This is a genomic window from Shewanella sp. 5S214 (genome assembly GCF_041439795.1).
Lineage (GTDB): Bacteria > Pseudomonadota > Gammaproteobacteria > Enterobacterales > Shewanellaceae > Shewanella > Shewanella vesiculosa.
In genome coordinates, this window is sequence record NZ_JBGOOV010000009.1 from 87,852 (window position 1) to 108,721 (window position 20,870).

General features: G+C 40.4%; 18 protein-coding genes. 11 read left to right on the forward strand and 7 right to left on the reverse strand.

The features are described from left to right. Positions 1-313: 313 nt before the first annotated feature. From ACED29_RS08195 to ACED29_RS08215, 5 genes are read left to right on the forward strand one after another with little or no spacing between them, the layout of a single operon-like run. Positions 314-472, forward strand: coding sequence for a periplasmic nitrate reductase, NapE protein (locus tag ACED29_RS08195; protein ID WP_124016440.1), 159 nt, complete (start codon positions 314-316; stop codon positions 470-472). Between the two features lie 33 nt (positions 473-505). After that, entirely contained in the window at positions 506-763 is a 258-nt protein-coding gene (locus ACED29_RS08200) for a chaperone NapD (RefSeq protein ID WP_182697012.1), read from the forward strand. A gap of 2 nt (positions 764-765) precedes the next feature. Further along, the gene (gene napA, locus ACED29_RS08205; protein ID WP_124016532.1) at positions 766-3,255 is read left to right on the forward strand and encodes a nitrate reductase catalytic subunit NapA; all 2,490 of its coding nucleotides are present in this window, start codon (positions 766-768) and stop codon (positions 3,253-3,255) included. An 11-nt stretch (positions 3,256-3,266) separates the two neighbouring features. Then, complete coding sequence (locus ACED29_RS08210) at positions 3,267-3,737, forward strand: nitrate reductase cytochrome c-type subunit (RefSeq protein ID WP_124016442.1); 471 nt, start codon at positions 3,267-3,269, stop codon at positions 3,735-3,737. A gap of 8 nt (positions 3,738-3,745) precedes the next feature. Then, positions 3,746-4,345 carry a cytochrome c3 family protein gene (locus tag ACED29_RS08215; protein ID WP_124016443.1) on the forward strand — a complete coding sequence of 200 codons (600 nt, stop codon included), beginning with the start codon at positions 3,746-3,748 and terminating at the stop codon, positions 4,343-4,345. 80 nt (positions 4,346-4,425) lie between these two features. On the opposite strand, the gene ACED29_RS08220 is transcribed toward ACED29_RS08215, so the two are convergent. Further along, positions 4,426-5,436 (reverse strand): D-alanine--D-alanine ligase, encoded by a 1,011-nt coding sequence (locus tag ACED29_RS08220; RefSeq protein WP_124016444.1) that lies wholly within the window; start codon positions 5,434-5,436, stop codon positions 4,426-4,428. A 544-nt stretch (positions 5,437-5,980) separates the two neighbouring features. Further along, the gene (locus ACED29_RS08225; protein ID WP_371697436.1) at positions 5,981-8,086 is read right to left on the reverse strand and encodes a TonB-dependent siderophore receptor; all 2,106 of its coding nucleotides are present in this window, start codon (positions 8,084-8,086) and stop codon (positions 5,981-5,983) included. A gap of 260 nt (positions 8,087-8,346) precedes the next feature. On the opposite strand from ACED29_RS08225, the gene ACED29_RS08230 reads away from it, so the two are divergent. Further along, complete coding sequence (locus ACED29_RS08230; RefSeq protein WP_371697437.1) at positions 8,347-9,519, forward strand: PepSY-associated TM helix domain-containing protein; 1,173 nt, start codon at positions 8,347-8,349, stop codon at positions 9,517-9,519. Further along, on the forward strand, positions 9,519-9,995 hold the full coding sequence (locus ACED29_RS08235) for a hypothetical protein (RefSeq protein ID WP_371697438.1): 477 nt from the start codon (positions 9,519-9,521) through the stop codon (positions 9,993-9,995). The genes ACED29_RS08230 and ACED29_RS08235 overlap by 1 nt, the downstream gene beginning before the upstream one ends. A 92-nt stretch (positions 9,996-10,087) precedes the next feature. Here ACED29_RS08235 and ACED29_RS08240 read toward each other — a convergent pair whose 3' ends face one another. The 4 genes from ACED29_RS08240 to ACED29_RS08255 all read right to left on the reverse strand — a co-directional run bounded on the left by ACED29_RS08240 (position 10,088) and on the right by ACED29_RS08255 (position 15,290). Beyond that, entirely contained in the window at positions 10,088-10,414 is a 327-nt protein-coding gene (locus ACED29_RS08240) for a YkgJ family cysteine cluster protein (protein WP_049763595.1), read from the reverse strand. A 503-nt stretch (positions 10,415-10,917) separates the two neighbouring features. Beyond that, positions 10,918-11,649 carry a hypothetical protein gene (locus ACED29_RS08245; protein WP_371697439.1) on the reverse strand — a complete coding sequence of 244 codons (732 nt, stop codon included), beginning with the start codon at positions 11,647-11,649 and terminating at the stop codon, positions 10,918-10,920. Between the two features lie 97 nt (positions 11,650-11,746). Continuing rightward, the gene (locus ACED29_RS08250; protein ID WP_371697440.1) at positions 11,747-13,666 is read right to left on the reverse strand and encodes an alkaline phosphatase; all 1,920 of its coding nucleotides are present in this window, start codon (positions 13,664-13,666) and stop codon (positions 11,747-11,749) included. A gap of 19 nt (positions 13,667-13,685) precedes the next feature. After that, positions 13,686-15,290 carry an alkaline phosphatase gene (locus ACED29_RS08255; RefSeq protein ID WP_347690540.1) on the reverse strand — a complete coding sequence of 535 codons (1,605 nt, stop codon included), beginning with the start codon at positions 15,288-15,290 and terminating at the stop codon, positions 13,686-13,688. A 456-nt stretch (positions 15,291-15,746) separates the two neighbouring features. On the opposite strand from ACED29_RS08255, the gene ACED29_RS08260 reads away from it, so the two are divergent. Further along, positions 15,747-15,968: a penicillin-binding protein gene (locus ACED29_RS08260; protein WP_182742632.1), complete on the forward strand. Its 222-nt coding sequence runs from the start codon at positions 15,747-15,749 to the stop codon at positions 15,966-15,968. 320 nt (positions 15,969-16,288) lie between these two features. Here ACED29_RS08260 and ACED29_RS08265 read toward each other — a convergent pair whose 3' ends face one another. Then, a complete protein-coding gene (locus tag ACED29_RS08265; protein WP_347690541.1) occupies positions 16,289-16,900 on the reverse strand; it encodes a Yip1 family protein in 612 nt (203 codons plus the stop codon). Between the two features lie 355 nt (positions 16,901-17,255). Between ACED29_RS08265 and ACED29_RS08270 the strand changes: the two genes are divergently transcribed. The 3 genes from ACED29_RS08270 to ACED29_RS08280 all read left to right on the forward strand — a co-directional run bounded on the left by ACED29_RS08270 (position 17,256) and on the right by ACED29_RS08280 (position 20,868). Then, a complete protein-coding gene (locus tag ACED29_RS08270; RefSeq protein ID WP_371697441.1) occupies positions 17,256-18,860 on the forward strand; it encodes a methyl-accepting chemotaxis protein in 1,605 nt (534 codons plus the stop codon). Between the two features lie 572 nt (positions 18,861-19,432). Next, on the forward strand, positions 19,433-19,792 hold the full coding sequence (locus ACED29_RS08275) for a hypothetical protein (RefSeq protein ID WP_371697442.1): 360 nt from the start codon (positions 19,433-19,435) through the stop codon (positions 19,790-19,792). A gap of 485 nt (positions 19,793-20,277) precedes the next feature. Further along, on the forward strand, positions 20,278-20,868 hold the full coding sequence (locus ACED29_RS08280) for a hypothetical protein (RefSeq protein ID WP_371697443.1): 591 nt from the start codon (positions 20,278-20,280) through the stop codon (positions 20,866-20,868). Positions 20,869-20,870 lie beyond the last annotated feature (2 nt).

A 20,870-nucleotide genomic window follows, 5' to 3' on the forward strand; every position in this document is an offset into this window, starting at 1 on the left:
AGTCTACCCATCTTCAGCGTGGGCTAGGTCATTATTTGCACTATTTCATATATGAGTAATAGGATGCAATAGTCAAAATGACTGCCTCAACCATGATCGAGCCCGCATTTATTGACTACTTTTTTATGCTTAATCACTCAGTTCACGCGTTTTAGCTATTTAAAATGTTGATTTAGATCATGTTAATCCGTGTTTACCAATTTGTGAGTATATAGTTCGCTGCTGCATTAACGCTAACATTCCCCATGGACCGAATAAACAAGCAATAAAGCAATGATGAATTATTGCTTATATCCCCACTCTTGGAGGACCCATGAGTAATCAAATCAAAAGTAAAAAAGGTTTAGAGTTAAAGATTTTTATCTTTTTAACTGTCTTTCTAGCCCCAATTTTATCTGTATTACTGGTTAGCGCACTAGGTTTTACTATCTGGTTTAGCCAAATTTTAACTGGGCCTCCAGGCGCGGGCTAATCCTAAAAATAATCAACAATGCGAGAGCGATGTATGAGTAATGAACTTCACGTAACCAGCCTAATTGTCCAAGTACACCCCGATAAAATGGCTGACGTAAGACAAAAAATTATGGCCATCAAGAATGCTGAATTGTCAGCTAATAATGACGTTAAGTTAGTGGTTGTCGTAGAAGGTCCTAGCCAACGATCGTTGATGGATGATATCTCAACCATTAATGCCATTCCCGGTGTGTTGACGGCCACCATGGTGTATCACCAAAGTGAAGAGCTTGAAGAAGGTGAAGTATGAACATGAATAGACGCGATTTTATGAAAGCCAATGCCGCTATCGCAGCGGCAAGTGTTGCAGGATTAGCACTACCGACCAGTGCAAGCAACCTGATCACTAGCTCAGAACAAACCAAATTAGAATGGAACAAAGCACCTTGTCGTTTTTGCGGTACCGGTTGTTCAGTGATGGTTGCCACCCGTGAGGGTAAAGTTGTTGCCACGCATGGTGATGCCAACAGTGAAGTTAACCGCGGCTTAAACTGCATTAAAGGCTATTTTCTTTCTAAAATTATGTATGGTCGTGATCGTCTGCAAACGCCTATGTTGCGTATGACTGATGGTAAATATGACAAGCATGGTGAATTCACTCCTATTACGTGGGAAAAAGCCTTCGACACTATGGCGGAGCGTTGGAAAGCCACTATAAAAGCCAAAGGCCCAACTGCGGTGGGAATGTTTGGTTCTGGTCAGTGGACCGTCTGGGAAGGGTATGCCGCGGTTAAATTAATGAAAGCTGGTTTCGGTTCAAATAACATCGACCCTAATGCGCGTCATTGTATGGCATCTGCGGTAGGTGGCTTTATGCGTACCTTTGGTATTGATGAGCCAATGGGCTGTTATGACGACATGGAAGCGGCTGACGCGTTTGTGCTTTGGGGCTCAAACATGGCAGAAATGCACCCCATTTTGTGGACTCGTATAACCGACCGTCGTTTAAGTGCGCCACACGTTAAAGTTGCCGTGTTGTCGACCTTTGAACATCGTTCATTTGACCTGGCTGATTTGCCAATTGTATTCACGCCACAAACCGACTTGGCGATGCTTAACTTTATTGCCAATTACATTATCCAAAATGGCAAAGTGAATAAAGATTTTATCAAAAAGCATGTTAATTTCCGCAAGGGTACAACGGATATTGGCTATGGTTTACGGCCAACGCATCCACTGGAAATGAAAGCTAAAAACGTCGCCACAGCGGGTGACTCTACACCGATTGATTTTGACGAATTTGCTAAATTTGTGGCTGATTATGATGTTGAATCTGTGAGTAAGTTGTCTGGTGTACCAGAACATAAGCTTATTGAATTAGCTGAGCTGTATGCTGATCCTGATCGTAAAGTAACGTCATTCTGGACCATGGGCTTTAATCAACATACTCGTGGTGTGTGGTGTAATAACCTGATTTATAACATTCACTTGTTAGTCGGTAAAATTTCTACTCCAGGTAACAGTCCATTCTCATTAACGGGTCAACCGTCTGCTTGTGGTACAGCTCGTGAAGTGGGCACATTCTCACATCGTTTACCAGCGGACATGGTGGTGACTAACCCTGAGCACAGAAAGCGCGCCGAAGAGATTTGGCACATTCCCAGTGGTATTATTCCCCCTAAACCTGGCTACCATGCAGTAGAGCAAAACCGTCGCTTAAAAGATGGCGATTTAAATTGCTACTGGGTACAAGTGAACAACAATATCCAAGCTGGTGCCAATATTAACGAAGAGGGTTTACCGGGCTACCGTAATCCAGAAAACTTTATCGTAGTGTCTGATGCTTACCCAACCGTGACGACTCAAGCCGCCGATTTGATTTTACCAACAGCAATGTGGGTCGAAAAAGAAGGTGCTTATGGTAATGCTGAACGTCGGACTCAATTTTGGCATCAAATGGTCAAAGCGCCAGGCGAGTCACAGTCTGATTTATGGCAGTTAATGGAATTCTCTAAGCGTTTCACCACTGACGAAGTGTGGCCTGCAGAAGTGTTAGCTGCTAATCCTTCATTTAAAGGTAAAACCTTATATGAAGTGCTTTATCTCAATGGCAATGTCGATAAATTTCCATTGGCAGATGCTGATCCAAAATACTTAAATGATGAAGCTAAGCATTTTGGTTTTTACGTTCAAAAAGGTTTATTTGAAGAATATGCCACCTTTGGTCGAGGTCATGGTCATGATTTAGCTGACTTTGATGTGTACCACAAAGAACACGGCTTACGTTGGCCTGTGGTGAATGGCAAAGAAACCAAATGGCGTTTCCGTGAAGGGTCAGATCCCTACGTTAAAGCCGGTACCGACTATGAGTTTTATGGTAAGCCAGATGGTCGCGCGGTTATCTTCGCCTTGCCTTACGAGCCTGCGGCAGAGTCTCCAGATGAAGAGTTTGATATTTGGTTATCAACAGGGCGTGTGCTTGAGCATTGGCACTCTGGTTCTATGACCCAACGTGTACCTGAACTTTATAAAGCTTTTCCTGATGCAGTGTGTTTTATGCACCCTGAAGATGCTAAAAAGCGCGGTTTACGCCGTGGTGATGAGATTAGAGTTGTGTCTCGCCGTGGTGAAATTAAAACCCGTGTTGAAACCCGTGGACGTAATAAGCCGCCTGTGGGCTTAGTGTTTGTGCCTTGGTTTGATGCCAGTCAGCTCATTAATAAAGTGACGTTAGATGCGACAGATCCTTTGTCAAAACAAACTGACTATAAGAAATGTGCAGTAAAGATTGTTAAGGCTTAAGGAGACAGACCATGAAAACAGGTAAATTATTATCGATTATCGCGTTATTAGGTTTCTCTGTCAGTGTAATGGCTACCAGCATACCTGAAGACAAAATCGACACATTACGTTTAGCGCCAATTAATATCGAACCGACACCGCCTGCAATGCAAGCGGTGATCAATACCGATGTTAAGCAGGTTCGTAATTATCCTATGCAGCCACCGGTGATCCCGCACAAGATTGATGGTTATCAAATCGATCTTAAAGTGAACAAGTGTATCCAGTGTCATGCGCGAACCAGTACCGGTCATTCACAGGCGCCAATGGTGAGCGTGACTCACTATATGGACCGTGACAATAATTTCTTGGCTGATTTATCACCCCGTCGTTATTTCTGTACTCAGTGTCATGCACCGCAGTTAGATGCCAAGTTGTTGGTTGAAAATGACTTTGTCGATATAGACCACTTAATGAAGGCGAAAGCCGCAGTTAAGCACTAGGAGCGACTATGTTTGCAAAATTATTTGAGCAACTAAAACTGGTGTGGAAAGTGCTGCGTCGTCCGAGTGTCCATTACAGTCTTGGCTTCTTAACCATTGGTGGATTTATCGCAGGAGTGATCTTCTGGGGCGGATTTAACACCGCTTTAGAGCTGACTAACCGCGAGCAATTCTGTATCGGTTGCCATGAAATGGAAAACAACGTTTATCAGGAGCTGCAAACCACCATTCACTTCACTAACCGAAGTGGTGTGCGTGCAACCTGTCCGGATTGCCATGTGCCACATAACTGGACCGACAAAATTGCCCGTAAAATGCAAGCGTCTAAAGAAGTGTGGGGTAAAGTATTCGGTACTATTAGCACGCGAGAAAAGTTTGAAGGAAAGCGTCGAGAGCTGGCGGAACATGAATGGCAACGCCTTAAAGCTAACGATTCATTAGAGTGCCGTAACTGCCATAATTTTGATTATATGGATTTCACTCGTCAGTCTAAGCGTGCATCACAAATGCATTCAACGTCTCTGGCTAGCGGCGAAAAAACCTGTATCGATTGTCATAAAGGGATTGCACATCAATTACCTGATATGGCGGGTGTAGAAGGGTTCTAAACGGGTTAAGATTGTAAGCGTATAGAAAAGGCCAGCAAATTTGCTGGCCTTTTGTTTTATGCATTTCGAACTAAAGTTGTTTACGTTAAATCAAGCTGTTGCCCAATCACATCAATTAAATATTCAGTGAAATCATGGCCATGGTTTTGCAACATCTTCGGGAACATTGAAATAGGCGTTAACCCAGGGAAGGTATTGATTTCATTCAAAAGGATTTGATTATCATCAGTTAAAAAGAAATCGATACGCGACAAGTGACGTAATTTCATCCCTTTAAAGGCTTTTATTGCGTAATCACGGATCAGTTGACTGATCTCAGGGCTGAGGTTCTCTGCAACCACGTCGGTTCGGGCCTTACTATTTTTAGCGTACTTTTCATCAAATGAATAAAAGGTATTGCTGTCACAAATAATCTCGCCCGGTAAGGTCGCAACTACTTCACCTTGATACTGGTATACGGCGACTTCTAATTCACGCGCATGGATAGTTTGCTCAACGACCACATAAGGGGCATAACTGAATGCGTCTTTAAGTACGTTAGCGATATTGGCTTTCACATCAACCTTATAGCAACCCACAGACGATCCTTGTGAAGCAGCTTTAACGAAAACGGATCCCCAATGATCAAATGCTGTTTCAGTTTGCTTGATTGCATCATCATCTAGTTGATGCAAAAAGATGTAAGGCGTGTTTGGCACACCTAAAGCTGAAAACCACATTTTAGCGGTGATTTTGTTAAAACAATTACTTGAGGCTTCAGACTCACAGCCAAAGTAGGGCAGTTGAATTAAGTTAAAGTAAGATTGAATATCACCGGTTTCGCCCGGGAAACCATGAATACACGGGATCACATAATCAACGGGCCATGCTGGCGTATTGTTATCTTCAAAACGAATCTCACGCCGATTAGTCAGGTCGCATAATTTTCCGTCTTCAGTGTGATAATGACCGTGTTTATCGAGTACTAGCTTAAGTACCGAAAATTTATCTGACTTTGCCAGTGATGACTCAAAAAAACGTGCAGACATTAATGAAATATCGTGTTCTGCACCGCCACCGCCGCACAATAGCAGCAGATTAATCTTTGGCATGTTTGCTCCTGAAAGACCAAAAAAGAATGGGCTAGATTGGATTGGATTCGCCCTAAATAAGTAATGCTTATGATAAAGACCCTTAGCCATACAGCGCAAGTAAGAGTTAATACTATTTTAGCTAATTAGGTTTATTTTCGAAGCTAAGTAGCTTAAATAAGTTCAACGAAATAATAAACAGCGGCATATCTACTCGCCTGACAAAGTGAGGGTATTTATAAGCTTTGGCTATACTTGTTTCGATTATCACTCTTTTATAAGCGCCAAAATCTGCGGCAGATTGAATCGTTAATAAGGCGATATAGTTGTAGACGACGAGCTCAACGCTATCTTTGTGTTGGGCCTGCAAATAATTTTATGTATCAGCTGTAAAAGTAAAAACCTCTTTTTATGTTTATAAAAAGAGGTTTTTTATCAATCAATATATTGCCTGTTAGCGTGGTTACCGCACCAATTATATTGATGTGGTAATCAACGCATTAAACGAAAATACTTAAGTTGATGGCATAAATTCAGTCGTTGCGCGGTAGCGTATTCATGCCACTTAAAAGCGATAAGTTAAGTTCACTGAACCATTCACAGGTGCGCCGTAATAGCCAATTGTCGCCAAGCTATTAATGTACTTTTCATCGGTGAGATTATTAATGTTCGCTCTTAGGTTTAAATCGTCAGAAATGTTCCAACTTGCGAAAGCGTTAACCACTAAATAGGCATCTTGCTCTACATTAGAGTCAACGTTTTTGGTTTCTGATTGCCATCTGCCGCCTAATCCAACGCTTACTTCTGGCAATTGTGGCATAGTATAATCCATCGAAAAGTTAACAACGTTTCGGGCTGCCCACTCATTTGCTTCAGCGCCGTTGTCATCTTCTATATCAAGCAGCGTATAAGCGAATACTGCATTGAGGTTGTCTGTGATGCGTCCCGTTACTTCAACTTCAAATCCTTTCGATTCGACGTTTACACCTTTATAAAAATAGTTTCCGTTAGCATTAAGGCCGGCGTAGCTAGCGAGGTTATTTTGCTCAGCACTAAATAGTGCAAAGGTAGCCATTAAATCATTATCAAGCCACAGGGTTTTTAGCCCAAGTTCGTAATTGACGCCTTTAGTTGGGTCTAAAAAATACCCATCGTAATCATATTGCTCTTGTGGTTGGTAAATATCTGAATAACTGAAATAGGTATTTATATCCTCTGTGATGCTGTAAACCACGCCTGCATAAGGGCTTAATTCACTCTCATCGTTGTCAATATCAACACCGCTATTAATACCTTCGCGGGTATATTTAATCGCATTAAAACCAGCAACGACAAATAGGCTGTCATTGATATTGAACTTAGTCGAACCATAAGCGCGTAGTAAGCTAACATCTATGTCAGAGTACTCGATTTTATCGGCCCATTCTGGCTCAGGAATAGCATCGAGATCGTAAGGGAAGGCTGGCGTGGGCCCATATGCCGGCGTGGAAGTATAATCAAATGGATGTTGGTACATGTATTTTTTACTTTTTGAGCCGCTTAAGCCTAAGGTCAGTTCGTGATCTTGACCAAATAAGCCGTAATGACCAATTGTGGTGATATCTAACATATCGGCTGAAAATTCAGTGTCATAGCGACCTGGCGACCCCATTAACCCTAAACCAGTTTCTTTATCAATGGTGCCAGAAGCATAAAATAGCTTACTTTCATCTTCTAATCCTTGATGATTATAGGCAACTTTGAGATCCCAATCGTTAGGCAGTATGTAAGTATACTCAACAAACGCGGTTGTATTAATGGTGTCCCACATGGTCCAGTCTTGACTTGTAGTCGCACTAGTATCCCACTCAGCTTGGGTACCGTCAGTATAGTTAAATACTAATCCACCCCAGGTATTACCGTCTGTGTTGGCATCTTGGTAAGAAAACCCTAACGTTAAGGTTGAGTTATCTGTTAACTGACCATCAACGACAGCGTAAAGATAACCACGGTCATTTTCTAGGCCATCTAGGTATGACCCTTTGTCTTCTACTACCGCAACAACTCTACCAGCCCAACTACCGCTTTCTGTTAATAGGGCAGAGTAATCAGCCTGTACGCGCTTAAAATCATCCGAACCGTATGAGATGCCTACTTCACCTTCATTTTCATTCGTCGGGCGTTTACGCACATAATTAATGGTACCAGCAGAATTACCTATCCCGGTTAGTAGGCCGTTAGCGCCACGAATAACTTCAATTTTTTCATAACCATAAGCTTCCATTGCACCAGTGACTATCCCCCAGTCATTTGGCAATCCAACGCCATCAATTTGGGTACTTTTAATTTCAAAACCACGAGAAGTATATTGTGTGCGGTTGGTTTCCCATTCTTCAACATTAATACCAGTAGCAAGACGAAGTACGTCGTTAAGATTATTAGCGCCAAAATTAGTTATTTGATCGTTGGTGACCACACTGATTGATTGAGGTGTCTCATTAATCTCCATGGTTAAGCCTGTTGCACCTTGGCTAACGCGTTTATAACGTACACCTAAGATTTGGATTTTTTCAATGTTTTGATCATTGTTGTCAGCATTTTGTTGTGGTTCGGCTGCTAGGGCGAAGGGCTGTACTACAAAGCCCATCGCCAAAACTAATGATGAAAGTGCAAATATGTGTTTCGGTTTCATGTTTTGCTTTACCTGTATCTTTTTCAAACGATGAATAATATTAACGGCCAACCATAGCGCTTATTAGATGCTAATGTTATTGCTAACGATTATCATTAGCAAATATAATTAAGGTCAGATTGATAAAAATGCGAGGATTAACCCAAAATTTACAATTGATAATAATTATCACTCAATATTTGTTGAGATTGGTTATCAATCGTATTAGCATGTGCGGGATATTCATGTATATAACGACAGCGAACAAATTTGGAAAACAGATGGCAAAACGTAGTAATCGATTTTGGTTTAAGCTTCATGGCTGGTTTTCATTACCCGTATGGATAATATTTTGTTTTGTGTGCCTTACCGGGACCATTTCAGTGATAAGTCATGAGTTAACCTGGCTGACCAATCCTGACGCTCGCGCAACTAATCCGCAAAATTTGACTGAAAAGCCGATGTCAGAACTCGTTGACATTGTGCAACAAGCGCACCCAACAGCAAACATCACCACAGTGATGAGCTTTGAGTCTTATCTGGTTAATGCAGTGATCTTTAGTGATAGCGATGTGCCTTTTGCTATCGCTTACGTCAATCAATACACAGGCCAAATACAAGCAATCAACCTTGGCATGACCTTCACTAATTTTATGCGTTCCTTACATGGCTGGTTGCTGTTTCCTTGGCACAGTAATTACAGTGTTGGCTATTACATTGTCTGTTTCATGGCCATTGTGATGTTAGGTGCGCTGGTATCTGGACTGGTGATTTATAAAAAGTTCTGGCGCGCTTTTACTCAGCCTAAATTACGAATAAACCAAGGTAAAAAAACGCTGCTTGCAGATCTCCATCGATTGGCTGGCGTGTGGTCAATGTGGTTTTTAATGTTAATGAGCATTACGGGTTTATGGTATTTAGCACAAGCGATTATGTGGCACAATCATATCGAGATTGAAGAACATCCTCCTTTAGCCGAAGCCAGTCAGCTTATAACGACAACCAATGGTGCGCCAATTAGGCCATATACTTTGGCCAATGCACTTCATCTCGCAGAGCAAACCTTCGCGGATTTTAAAAGTACTTACATTATGCTTCCTGAGCACAATCGAGATACTTACAAAGTGTATGGTCAAGGAGATCATATTTTCTATGATCAATACGCTTATGGTGTGACGGTTAATCCTTGGAGCGGCAATATTGAAAGTGAAAGATCGCCAGCGGCAATGACGACGTTACAAACGCTATCACATATCGCTAATCCCCTGCATTACGGCACAATCGGCGGTCTGTGGACCAAAGTGATTTGGTTTATTTTTGGCGTATTTCTAACGGGTATGTCTATCACAGGATTTTTAATGTGGGGAAGTCGAACTGTAAAAGCTGCTAGAACCGAACTCGACGATTCGTTGACAATGCATAACTCATCGCTAGTCGAGCAGGAAGGTAACTAATGGCCCGCATTAAAAACACCACATGGAATCGTTACAAGTATAAAATAAATGGCCTAATGCTAGTGCTAGTCGGTTATTTTCTATATCAGTCTTTATTTCCGCAATTCCCTGAGGCATGGGAAACCCAAGCGGTCGGAGCTTTTGAAATAACACCTATGCCGTATAATCTTGATCCGCCATATCTTCACGATGGTACCTACACTAAAGATTTTTTATTATTGTTTAGTAAGGGGCAGGTAAACCAGATCCGTCAAGCATATTTAAATATTGGCACAGAGCCCTTACCATTAGAAACACTGCAAATGGGCGATGCAGGTATCTTGCATGGAAGTCAGCATGGACAAGAAGTTCATGCTATTGCGCCAGAAGTATTAACAGCAGAACACAAGGCGTGGTTAACCATTGAAAATTGGCAGGGGCAACAGCAAGTTATTAGCTGGAAGTTACCAGATGTATTTTATCAGTCATCAAACTAAACCATTGTAGCTTTTGGGACGGCTTGATTTCATTGAGCAGTTTGTTGATGCTAACTGTAATGGCATTACAGTTAACATCAACGTCTTAGGGCTTATATTCCGAAAGCTTCGCGTTCAGAGACACATTCGTATTCGGCCATTTCAAATTCACGGCAAATCAGTGGCCGAACTTCGTAAATTGAACACATCATAGTGTCTCGATCTAGCGCGGCACACCAACCATCATCAAGACGGCGCATTACTTCTCCGCCCCAATTATCTTTGGCTATATACACTTTAGGCACACCGGTTTCGGTGATTAACATTACTTCTAAGCGGCAACAACAGGCCTGGCAATTTGAACAGGTCACAGCTGCTGGTTGCTCTACAGCGCTTATCGATGCGGGAGTCGATGATTTATCGGACGACTCAGGGAACATGGTAATGATATTGGTGGGCATTTAAGGGCTGCAGTTGAACATTTGGACTAAGGATACCGTAATTTTGCGGCGTTGACGTTATCTTAGCGCAAATAATCATGAGATTGGGATACTTGCCAAACTCACTCAAGAGCCCTTGGCGGTTGAGGATGATAAGGCAACCACTTTAGCGGTTGATGCATGCTCGCAACAATAATGCCGCTACCGCATTGGCAAGTGTCATCGCTGCTGAGTTTATTGTCGCATGTGCCGTATTTTCATTAACCCAGCGCGACGCCTAGTAGGTGTTGTCAATATTGAGCGAGAAGGCTTCAATCAGTCTAGTTTGTCACGGCATTATGTTTAATGACCCGTCTTACGGGAGTAACGCTTCACTTCCCTGTGATAGCGAGACAAATCACCTGATTAATGTTCAGTTTACTTGATACCGGGGCGCGAAGAGCGAAAATAACTGTCACGGCTTTGATCACATAAACCCATATGTACTATGGCTCATGCCAATGTTAATGCTGATGTGCTGACGATAATGAATTACCTTCGCTGTCATAAAATCCTGATGCGCTGTGCTCAATAAAACCTAAGTTGATCATTTTTCTAAAAAATGGGTCATATTCACTATCGCCAATATCAGCAAAGTCGGTCGATTGGTACGCAGATAATGTATCTAACTGTTGTTGAATAATGTTGTTGTCATAAGTTATTTCGCTTAATTGCCAATTTATGGCTTTATCTGCAGATTCACTTTTATCTGACAATACAGTACTAATGCGTTGTACTAATTTTTTTGCTGGAAACCACCATATATCAACTGTTTTTGTATTTGTTTGTTGTTGATAATGCTCAATTTTGTTGCAACCTTGTCCAGTAGTTTCAATGAGTGTTGACTGGTTTTTAAATAACGGATTCAGTAATTGTGCATGATATTGCCATGCTTGATTAGATTTCGTTTTGGTCGCTTCGTATTCAATTGCACGTTTATCATCCATAAAATATGAGGTTTTTTTCATGTGATTATTTGGCAGTGTGGTCCATTGTGTTGCTACTTGTTGATTGCTGATGTGAAATACCGAATTTTGGGCTCTTAATAATACCAGTTGGTTTTGTTTGTTTGATGCTGCATCGTGAGTTGTTTGTTCAATATTATAAGTCGCCATAAGGGTAGTTGATTGGCAGTCTTCACTTGCTGAAGCAAATAACGGCAAAGTGATAGCGGTTATTAATAATAGAGTTTTCATGTGTTTCATCTTTTTGGCTGATTAAGTATCAAGGTGGAAGCTAAACGTTAAAGAATAGGGGCAAGCCCCTATTCTTTATTGATAACGTTTTACTTCTTTACTGGGCTGTACCTGAAAGGTTGCCTGCGTAATCCATTACGTGAAATATTAAGCTTTGCTCATTAGTTCCTGTTATTAATTGGGCACCAGGTCCAACAGCAAAAACACCAACGTCTTCACCCGCATGCGTTTCACTATCGAGTGGTACTAACGACTCTTGGTGGAACCCCGCAGTTGATGTATCAACATCGGTTAAGTCAACGCGGCCTGTTACTGCTGCAGCTGCATAGCTTGCATCAGCATCGGTTTGTGCGCCTAAATTTCTAAAACCAAGGCCGTTGGCATAACCTAACGTTGTATAAGGCATGTCGTCTGAGGCTAAACTTGGCTCAGTCTCACCAATACCAACCACTTTACCTAATATTGGGTTACCACGTTTAGGGTAGCCTGCAATGGTAAATACATGGCTGTGATCTGCTGTAACAATAATTAAGGTGTCTTCTTGGCTAGTTGCATCAACCGCTACTTGTACAGCCTTAGCAAACTCAATCGCGTCATTTAGCGCGTTGTAAGCATTTCCAGCATGGTGAGCATGATCAATTCGACCAGATTCAACCATTAAGAAGAAACCTTTGTTGTTATTATCAAGCACCTTAATGGCAGTGGCTGTCATTTCTGACAAGCTAGGTTCACCAGCAATATCATTCTTACGATCAGCTTCGTATTGCATGTGTGATTCGTTAAATAAACCAAATACGTGTGGTGTTGTTTCAGTGTCGATAGCATTAAATGAAGCTTGGTCATATACATAAGCACTTGTTGCATACTTAGCTTGCCATTCGGCGGTTAAGTCACGGCCATCAGTACGGTCACCTTCAATCGTACTGACTGCGTCATTGCTATTATATGCTGCATCTTTAGGTAAAAAATGACGACGACCACCACCCATAACAACTTCAATACCATCAACATCTACACCGGTATATCGAGCTTCTAAGTTGGCTTCAAAATTGACTAACTGTAATGCAATATCTTCACAATTAGCGCGTTCAGGATTGTTGGCAATATCCATATCAGAGATATCTTCCCAGTCACGATCTGCTGACTTTGCATAAGTCGCAGCAGGTGTCGCGTGCGTAATACGTGCGGTAGAAATAACCCCCGTTGATTTACCTGCAATCTCAGCTAATTCTAAGGCCGTGATCATCTCAATGCCTTTAGTGCTAGCACAATTGCCTCGAACCACATTTTCGTCAACACCTAACACGCCAGCATCCGTTTTAATGCCCGACATCATCGCTGTCATTGTTCCTGCAGAATCTGGTGTTTGTGCATCAACGTTGTAGGTTTTTGCTAAACCAGAAAATGGGAACTTATCAAAGCTTAATTGGTTTTCTTCACCCATCATGCCTTTATTTTGACCATCTAAAATACGCGCGGCAGTTACAGTTGAAATACCCATACCGTCACCAACAAATAAAATCACGTTCTTAGCTGAGCCTTTAAGTGCTGTTATTTCAGCCGCGGTAGATGCTGTTGCAATCGATACGTTGGCATTATTTACTAATTGGCTATCTATTTTTTTCCAAACATCATCTGCCGTTTCTATTTCGGCAGCACCTTGTTTAAACCATGAGTTATTTAAACTGCTCAGCAGTTCGCTATCATTTACTGAGGTTGCGGCAGGCGAGCATACATATTGAGTGGATGTTATTTCAGACGCATCTAAAACGGTATCAGCATTGGTATCGATACCCGAGTCGATTTGCACACCACCATTGAGACAATTTTCATTACCTACCGGCAAGGGAGTTTGTGTGATTAACGCGTTGTTTCCGTTAGTACCATTCGTTCCGTTTGATCCATTTGAACCATTGATGCCGTTGCTTCCATCTGTGCCATTGTCACCGTTGTCGCCGCAAGCTGATAATGCAAAAACCAAAGAAACTGTTATTGTTGATAATATAAATTTATTCATCATAAAAACCTTATAGGGTCTATTGACCAACTAAACCAAGAGCACGATTGATTAAATGGAATACGACACTTTGTTCAACAATACCTTGAACTAAATGCGCACCTGGGCCTGATGTATGAATAGCAACATCTTCCCCCGCGTGAGTTTCGCTATCTAATGGAACAGTCACTTCTTGGTGATAACCTGGAGTTGTTGTATCGATTGCGGCAATGTCTTGACGGCCAGCGACAGCTTCAGCAGCATATGATGCATCGCCATCTGTTTCAGCGCCTAAGTTTCTGAAACCCAGTCCATTGCTATAACCTAATGTGGTGTAAGGATTGCCGTCTGAATCTTCACTAGGCTCAGTAGCACCAATACCAACAACTTTACCCAAAATAGGATTACCACGTTTAGGATAGCCAGCAATCGTAAACACATGGCTGTGATCGGCGGTGACAATAATGAGCGTTTCTTCATCATTTGTTGCATCTAATGCCGCTTGAACGGCATTTGAAAACTCAATAGCGTCATTAAGGGCTGTGCTTGCACTACCAGCATGATGTCCATGGTCAATTCGACCAGACTCAACCATTAAAAAGTAACCTTTTGGGTTGTTATCCAGTACTTTAATGGCTTTGTCGGTCATTTGAGAAAGGCTTGGTTCGCCGGCAATATCATTGCCTCGGTCAGCTTCGTATTGCATATGAGATTCATTGAATAAAGCAAAAACACGTTCAGTCGTTTCTGTATCAATGGCATCAAATCCAGCTTGGTCGATAACGTATTTACCATTTGGATACATAGCGCTCCATTCTGCGGTCAAATCACGTCCATCGGTTCGATCGCCTTCAATAGCGCTAACGGCATCAACACTATTAAATGCAGCGTCTTTAGGGAGAAAATGTCGACGTCCGCCGCCCATAACAACATCAATACCATTTACATCAACTCCGGTATAACGTTGTTCTAGATTTTTTTCAAAGTTAACCAGTTGAGATGCGATATCTTCGCAATTTGCACGTTCAGCATTATTGTCAATATCCATATCTGAGATATCTTCCCAGTCACGGTCTGCTGATTTTGCATATGTGGCGGCTGGCGTTGCGTGGGTAATACGAGCGGTTGATATCACACCCGTCGACAAGCCTTTTATTTCGGCTAACTCTAGAGCCGTTACGACTTCGTTGCCTTTAACGGAAGCACAACTTCCACGAACGACGTCTTCGTCAACACCCAAAACACCAGCGTCTGATTTTAAGCCGCTCATCATGGCTGTCATGGTGCCAGCTGAATCTGGTGTTTGTGCATCTACATTGTATGTTTTAACTAGAGCTGAATAAGGAAATGTTTCAAAGCTTAAGTAACCTTCTTCACCAGAATTACCAGCTAATTGTCCTTTTAAAATCCGAGCAGCGGTAAGTGTAGAAATACCCATACCATCGCCAACAAACAAGATGACATTTTTTGCTCTTGTTGATCTTGATTGTTGTAATTTTTCGGTGATGGTTGCTTGGCCGTCTTTATACCAAGCATTATTGAGTTGTGTGTCAGTCGTTGTCGCTGCGGTTGCAGAACCAGCGTATGTTGCCGAAGACAATATACTAGCGATAACCACTGATAAGCCTTGTTTGAGCATATTCATATTACCCTATGTTGTAGTTAAGTTATTTAAGGACCTAGCCATAACATAGAGGTTTATAATGAACATAAAGTAACACCTGGGTTACAATTTGTTTACAAGTGGGTTTCAGTTTTAATTATATCTATTAAGCTATTAATTTTTATAGTTATTGAGTAATTGATACTGTCTTGTAATTTTGCAGATAAATAAACTTGCTACCTTGTCTGTACTTGAATTACCCTGAATGCAATTAACATCCAATACTATGATTAAATTAAATATTCTATAAGTAAGTGATCATAAATAACTATCGTAATCTGAGTTCAAAGAGGTTAAGTTGTTTACCTGTAAAAGAGGCACAGTTGAATTCTGGTCTCGCTTGTGCGCTTGTTGATATAATCAATTTCAACGCTATCTAGTGGCAGAATGCTTGAGTTAGATGTTATCAATTCAAACTATCAGATAAGGACCTTTTATATGAGTGACAAAATAAGTGAATCGGCGCTAAACGCATTGAAAATTGCGTTTACCTACATGCCAAAATCAATTGAAGTGACTAAATATGAGTATGGTGATGATTACCAAAAGATTTTAGATCACATTGAAACAGTCAGGGAAATATTATTGATTAATGATATCGATCCTGAAGAGGTTTATGGTGAGGTTAATCCTGAGAGTACGCCCAACTCATCGTATTGATAGAGTGAGTCTTGTTAGCTAATCATTTTAGCCGTGTTAGAACACCAGGTTACAGATTTACATCCCCGAAGCCGGCAGATAACGTCAGCGTATTTATTGTGTGACGATATTTTTTCATTATAAAATGGTTTTTTACGACTCCTAGCATTCTGCATTGCGCTACAGTTATCTTGTTTGCTTAAGCTCACTAAAAAGCTGTTCATGTCTTGTGGGAGTCATCAGAAGATAATGCATCTCCTGATGACTTGATGCTTAACAGCTCATGTATCTTTGGCCAAATTATTAAGGCGTTTTCCGTCGATGTACTCACAACATATGGTCTATCTGAATAGGTTCCAGATAATGGTATTGTCTGCACCAAGACTCCACAGTAATACAACGGCGGCTAGTAAAACCTCTAGTACTAATACACCAATGGCTAGCGTCGTGCTTGATATAATAAAGCCCTGTTGATTACTTATGCCTAAAAAGCTTGGTGTACCACGATAGAGTAAATAGCCTGTATAACAAATGCCCATAATGCAGGCGAGTGTACATAACCAAATCATAGGGTATATAGCAAACAGGCCACTTAAAAACATCGGTGTTGCAATATAACCGGCAAAGACAATACATTCATTTCTGCTTGGGCAATTAGGGTATTTACGCGCCAACCCATGGATCAAACTACCGACTATTGTCACTGCCGTTAAAATTAACACATAAAATAAAATTCCCAGGCCTAAACCGCTCTCCATTGAGACCTTGATTGTGTCTTCACCACCAAAAGTCCAGCCAAACTGTGTCGTACCAATAAAAGTACTGACCACTGGGATCGCCGCCAACCACAGTACATGACTGGTGTACAAATGACTGACCGTTTCATGTTCATTACTTATGTTGCGCCATTCTTTATCAGGATGATGTACAAGTCCCCAAACGTGATTAATCATGCTTCCTCCTCGCTTTTTTCAAGCTACAGTTTTTTCTAAAACCTAAGGTTACTGGCACACTATGGTGTGTCTTAAATAACAGTATAGGAGGTAAGCGCATATTTGCTTTATTCGGTGCTCTTTTTATTATCCTTTAGTGAATGGTAACTGCAGTTAAGAGTGTTTGCGCAATCATCATAAAAATCGCTGGCTTAGTTACTTTTCTCAAATAAGAGCAATATTTTTTACCCGTTATATATTCAATGTAATGATTTAAAGACTAAACCAGTTATTGCTATGACCCCCAATTACTGAGACCCTAAATAGTGATCGATTAACGTATTGACGTTGTTACTTTTTTTATTAGAGATCTATTATGTGGTTTAGTTCGAAAATTAGTCGGAAAGCGCTGGCATTGCAGCTAGTTACCACGCATCAGTCAGCTGCTGTTGTGGTCGATGCTCAGCAAAATATTATTGTCGTTAATGATGCTTTTAATCAATTAAGCAAGCGCTTAAAACAAGCTGATCATAATCAAACCTTTACTTTATTGCTTACTCGTTATGACAGTAGCAGCAAAACTATTCGCTGTGATGAAAACCTACTCCTTAGTCAGCAAGTTACCCAACTGACTTATAAAAACTTAGAGTATTGCTCACTTTATACGTTTGATGCTGTATCAACTCCGTTATTAACTGAAAGTGTTTGGCAAGAGTTATTAGCTTTCAGTGGCAAGGCCTATGTTGTATTTGATAACAATGAAAAGTTAGTAACAGCTAATTTGGATCCCGTAAATACTGACTCTATTTATTTAAATCAAGCAGATATCAATTTACAGAGAACGTTAAAAAATGGGTTTAACAATAAAGAACACCTACTTTGTTTATCTGAGCAAGATAAGGTCGATGTTCATGTGGCGCTCCATCAAATAAATTCTGGTAATCAAAAGTTCACCGCCTATGTATTATCCCATCAAGAGCAAAACCAGCACATTAAGCAATTTGAAATGTTATCAAAGGTGGTAAGTAACACTAGCACTAGTGTATTGATCACTGATAAAAATGGTTTAGTTGAATATGTAAACCCTGGTTTTGAAAAACTTTCAGGCTTGACCCTTGCAGAAGTAAAGGGCAAAAAACCCGGTATACTTTTGCAACGAGAACAAACCGACAAAGAAACGATTAAGCGCATATCTCAAAAGCTCAAAGCAAAACAAGCCTTCTATGAAGAAATATTGAATTTTGATAAAAATGGAGTGCCATATTGGATTGTATTGGCAGTAAATCCGATTTTTAATGACAAGGGTGAGCACACAGGTTTTGTTGGTGTGAGCTCTGATGTGCGTGAAATCAAACGTATTGTGTTAGAACAGATTAATCAAAGAGATGCAATAAGCAGTCATTCGGCAGTGTTAGAGTTTAATCAAAGTGGTCAGTTTATTTCAGCTAATGACTATACTAAAAAGCAGTTAAATTTACACGACGATATACAAATGCAAAATGTAGTGGGAAATTTAAAAGACCACTTAGACCATTCTCGTACGCAGATGATCCAACGAGGCGAACCGACAGCAGTCATGATGAAACTGACTCATCAAGGGAATGAAGTGATTTTAGATTGTGTTATTTCTTCAATTACGGATTTGAATGGAAATATTTCTAAGTATATTGTTTTTGGTAGTAATGTTTCTTCTCGTAATAAGTTAGTGACCGAAACGCACAGTGCTATGTCTATAGTGTTGAGTAAAATTCAAAATACAGTAACGACCATTAATGCGGTCGCCGATCAAACTAACCTATTAGCCCTCAATGCAGCCATCGAAGCAGCAAGAGCAGGTGAAGCCGGACGTGGATTTGCCGTTGTTGCGGACGAAGTTCGTAATCTTGCGAAAACGTCAAATGACGCCGCGGTTCAAATTGGCCTGCTCATCAATGAAACTCAATCTCATGTTGATGAGTTAGCTTCTTTTTTAAGTGAATAAGTCGAGCTCAACTCGTTCTAGCTGCCTATAAGTTGTTCAAAAGACGATAATAGAAGCCCACTTTAATGAGTGGGCTTGGAATGAGTTGGTTTATACGTTGCTTGAATGAGCCGCTTGCTCGAATGGCCAACAAACCAGATAAGTGCACTGGCAGATTTTACTCGTTCCCGACTAATTTGTGGGAGGGTATATTTACCTATTACTTTATAAAAAACAAATCATTATTAGATGAAGAGGCAGGGTGGGCTTTGTGGCTTAATATTTAAAACAAGAACTAACGCTAAAACAATAACCTCATTTCCTGCTTGATCTCAATCAAGCCGCGAATGCTTTAACTTTACCGTATTGCTCATCCGTTTCCATATGCCACTCAGTTTGTTGATGATTTTTGTTCAATTTCTACATTTGAATAGTCAGAAAGCTATCGCAATCAACGCTAAAAGCAGTTATGTTAATTCATCATAAAAGTGGGTGGGATGGTTATTTCCGTAAATCGTTCGAACTGCCTGATGGTTTAGGTCGATTGCTTGCAAGTGACCAATCTAAAATAACTTCAACGGATTTTTTATAAAATGAAATCTATTTTAAAAATATTAAGTGTTACTTTTTTGTTTTTAATTTTTTCTCTGGGCTATATACCTAAGTCTTCAGCAAATAAAGATGAAATTAATGGCAAATGGCAATTAACCGAATTGCAGTACGAAGATGATAGTTCTAACTTTTTAGACGGTGGTAACTTTGTCGTCATTGAAGATACTCGAATAATCGAAATATTCTCAAAGCAAGGTCGCAAGACATATAGTTATTATAGAGAGGATAAAATCCTTTATGTAACTTCAGGTGATGAGATTATGGAATGGAAAATACAGTCATTAGATAGTTTTAATTTGCATCTAAAAACCCCAATAGGTGTTTATATATTAAAGCGCTAGGGGCTATGTTGTAGTAGTCAATTACTTTTGAACAATAATAGATCCTAAAAAAGCACCCCCTGATTATCAGTAATAAAAATGGGTGACATGATTAATTCTGAGGAAATAATCATGTCAATTTATGAGTTGTTTTCAAAACGACAGAAAAAATAAGAGAGGAAGTTCCGGGTGCCTATGTATATGAAGACATCCCTTAGTCTTCACGTGTTAAAATAATCCATATCATTCGCGATACTGTTGGTCAAGATAAATACGAGAATCATGTTCGTGGTGCTTATGAATTTATACATAATGCGCTCTGTAAAGAGTACGGAGTGTTCCCTTAAAGTGTAGGGGCAATTTAGCTTGACCACAAAGTGGAAACTATAGCCGATGGATTAGGTAGTCTTGGGATTATTGAAAAGTTACGTTATGTGGCAGAAGACCTCATACATGGTGTATTTCCAATTAATTCATCTTTAACCGCAGTAGGGTAATAATAACTAATGACTTCAAAGTTTAATAAGGTATTTAGTGTATATCTTGACCCTGATGAATTTATGCTTTTGAGTGAATCCGCATTTGAGCATGTTCTACAATTGACTGAAAATAGATTGCTTTCATTTAACGGTGATACACAAATGAAAGAATTTTGGGGGTTACTAAATGTTGTTTGGCAAGTTGAACCTTCGAACGAACAGAAAATTAAAGTACCTGACATAGCTGGCTTAGGAGCTTCTACCTTTGTTGTATCTCCAATGTATTCGCACTTATTCTTTAATGATTTTGGAGAGAACATTGAGCTTCTAGAATGTAATAATGGTGGTGAGAAATGGTTTGCATTTAATGTTTTAGGGTTTGACAACGCTTTGGATGAAGAGCTTAGTGAAAGGAATATGCGTAACGGTCGACCTGATAGAATTCGTAAGTTTAAGCGCATGATGTTTATTAAGAGTGGTATTACTAACCCGAACCTATTTAGAGTACGCGAAACTGGCCTTTTTTATTACACTACAGATGCAGAAAATAGCTTATATTCAATAGTTAAAAAATATAATATTTCAGGACTCTTTTTTAAAGAGGTTGAGTGCTATTAAGG

What these genes read in the sequence shown, in the direction of transcription:
- ACED29_RS08195 (WP_124016440.1), top strand. Translation starts at nt 314, where the DNA reads ATGAGTAATCAAATCAAAAGTAAAAAAGGTTTAGAGTTAAAGATTTTT.
- ACED29_RS08200 (WP_182697012.1), top strand. Translation starts at nt 506, where the DNA reads ATGAGTAATGAACTTCACGTAACCAGCCTAATTGTCCAAGTACACCCC.
- napA (WP_124016532.1), top strand. Translation starts at nt 766, where the DNA reads ATGAATAGACGCGATTTTATGAAAGCCAATGCCGCTATCGCAGCGGCA.
- ACED29_RS08210 (WP_124016442.1), top strand. Translation starts at nt 3,267, where the DNA reads ATGAAAACAGGTAAATTATTATCGATTATCGCGTTATTAGGTTTCTCT.
- ACED29_RS08215 (WP_124016443.1), top strand. Translation starts at nt 3,746, where the DNA reads ATGTTTGCAAAATTATTTGAGCAACTAAAACTGGTGTGGAAAGTGCTG.
- ACED29_RS08220 (WP_124016444.1), bottom strand. Translation starts at nt 5,436, where the DNA reads ATGCCAAAGATTAATCTGCTGCTATTGTGCGGCGGTGGCGGTGCAGAA.
- ACED29_RS08225 (WP_371697436.1), bottom strand. Translation starts at nt 8,086, where the DNA reads ATGAAACCGAAACACATATTTGCACTTTCATCATTAGTTTTGGCGATG.
- ACED29_RS08230 (WP_371697437.1), top strand. Translation starts at nt 8,347, where the DNA reads ATGGCAAAACGTAGTAATCGATTTTGGTTTAAGCTTCATGGCTGGTTT.
- ACED29_RS08235 (WP_371697438.1), top strand. Translation starts at nt 9,519, where the DNA reads ATGGCCCGCATTAAAAACACCACATGGAATCGTTACAAGTATAAAATA.
- ACED29_RS08240 (WP_049763595.1), bottom strand. Translation starts at nt 10,414, where the DNA reads ATGTTCCCTGAGTCGTCCGATAAATCATCGACTCCCGCATCGATAAGC.
- ACED29_RS08245 (WP_371697439.1), bottom strand. Translation starts at nt 11,649, where the DNA reads ATGAAAACTCTATTATTAATAACCGCTATCACTTTGCCGTTATTTGCT.
- ACED29_RS08250 (WP_371697440.1), bottom strand. Translation starts at nt 13,666, where the DNA reads ATGAATAAATTTATATTATCAACAATAACAGTTTCTTTGGTTTTTGCA.
- ACED29_RS08255 (WP_347690540.1), bottom strand. Translation starts at nt 15,290, where the DNA reads ATGAATATGCTCAAACAAGGCTTATCAGTGGTTATCGCTAGTATATTG.
- ACED29_RS08260 (WP_182742632.1), top strand. Translation starts at nt 15,747, where the DNA reads ATGAGTGACAAAATAAGTGAATCGGCGCTAAACGCATTGAAAATTGCG.
- ACED29_RS08265 (WP_347690541.1), bottom strand. Translation starts at nt 16,900, where the DNA reads ATGATTAATCACGTTTGGGGACTTGTACATCATCCTGATAAAGAATGG.
- ACED29_RS08270 (WP_371697441.1), top strand. Translation starts at nt 17,256, where the DNA reads ATGTGGTTTAGTTCGAAAATTAGTCGGAAAGCGCTGGCATTGCAGCTA.
- ACED29_RS08275 (WP_371697442.1), top strand. Translation starts at nt 19,433, where the DNA reads ATGAAATCTATTTTAAAAATATTAAGTGTTACTTTTTTGTTTTTAATT.
- ACED29_RS08280 (WP_371697443.1), top strand. Translation starts at nt 20,278, where the DNA reads ATGACTTCAAAGTTTAATAAGGTATTTAGTGTATATCTTGACCCTGAT.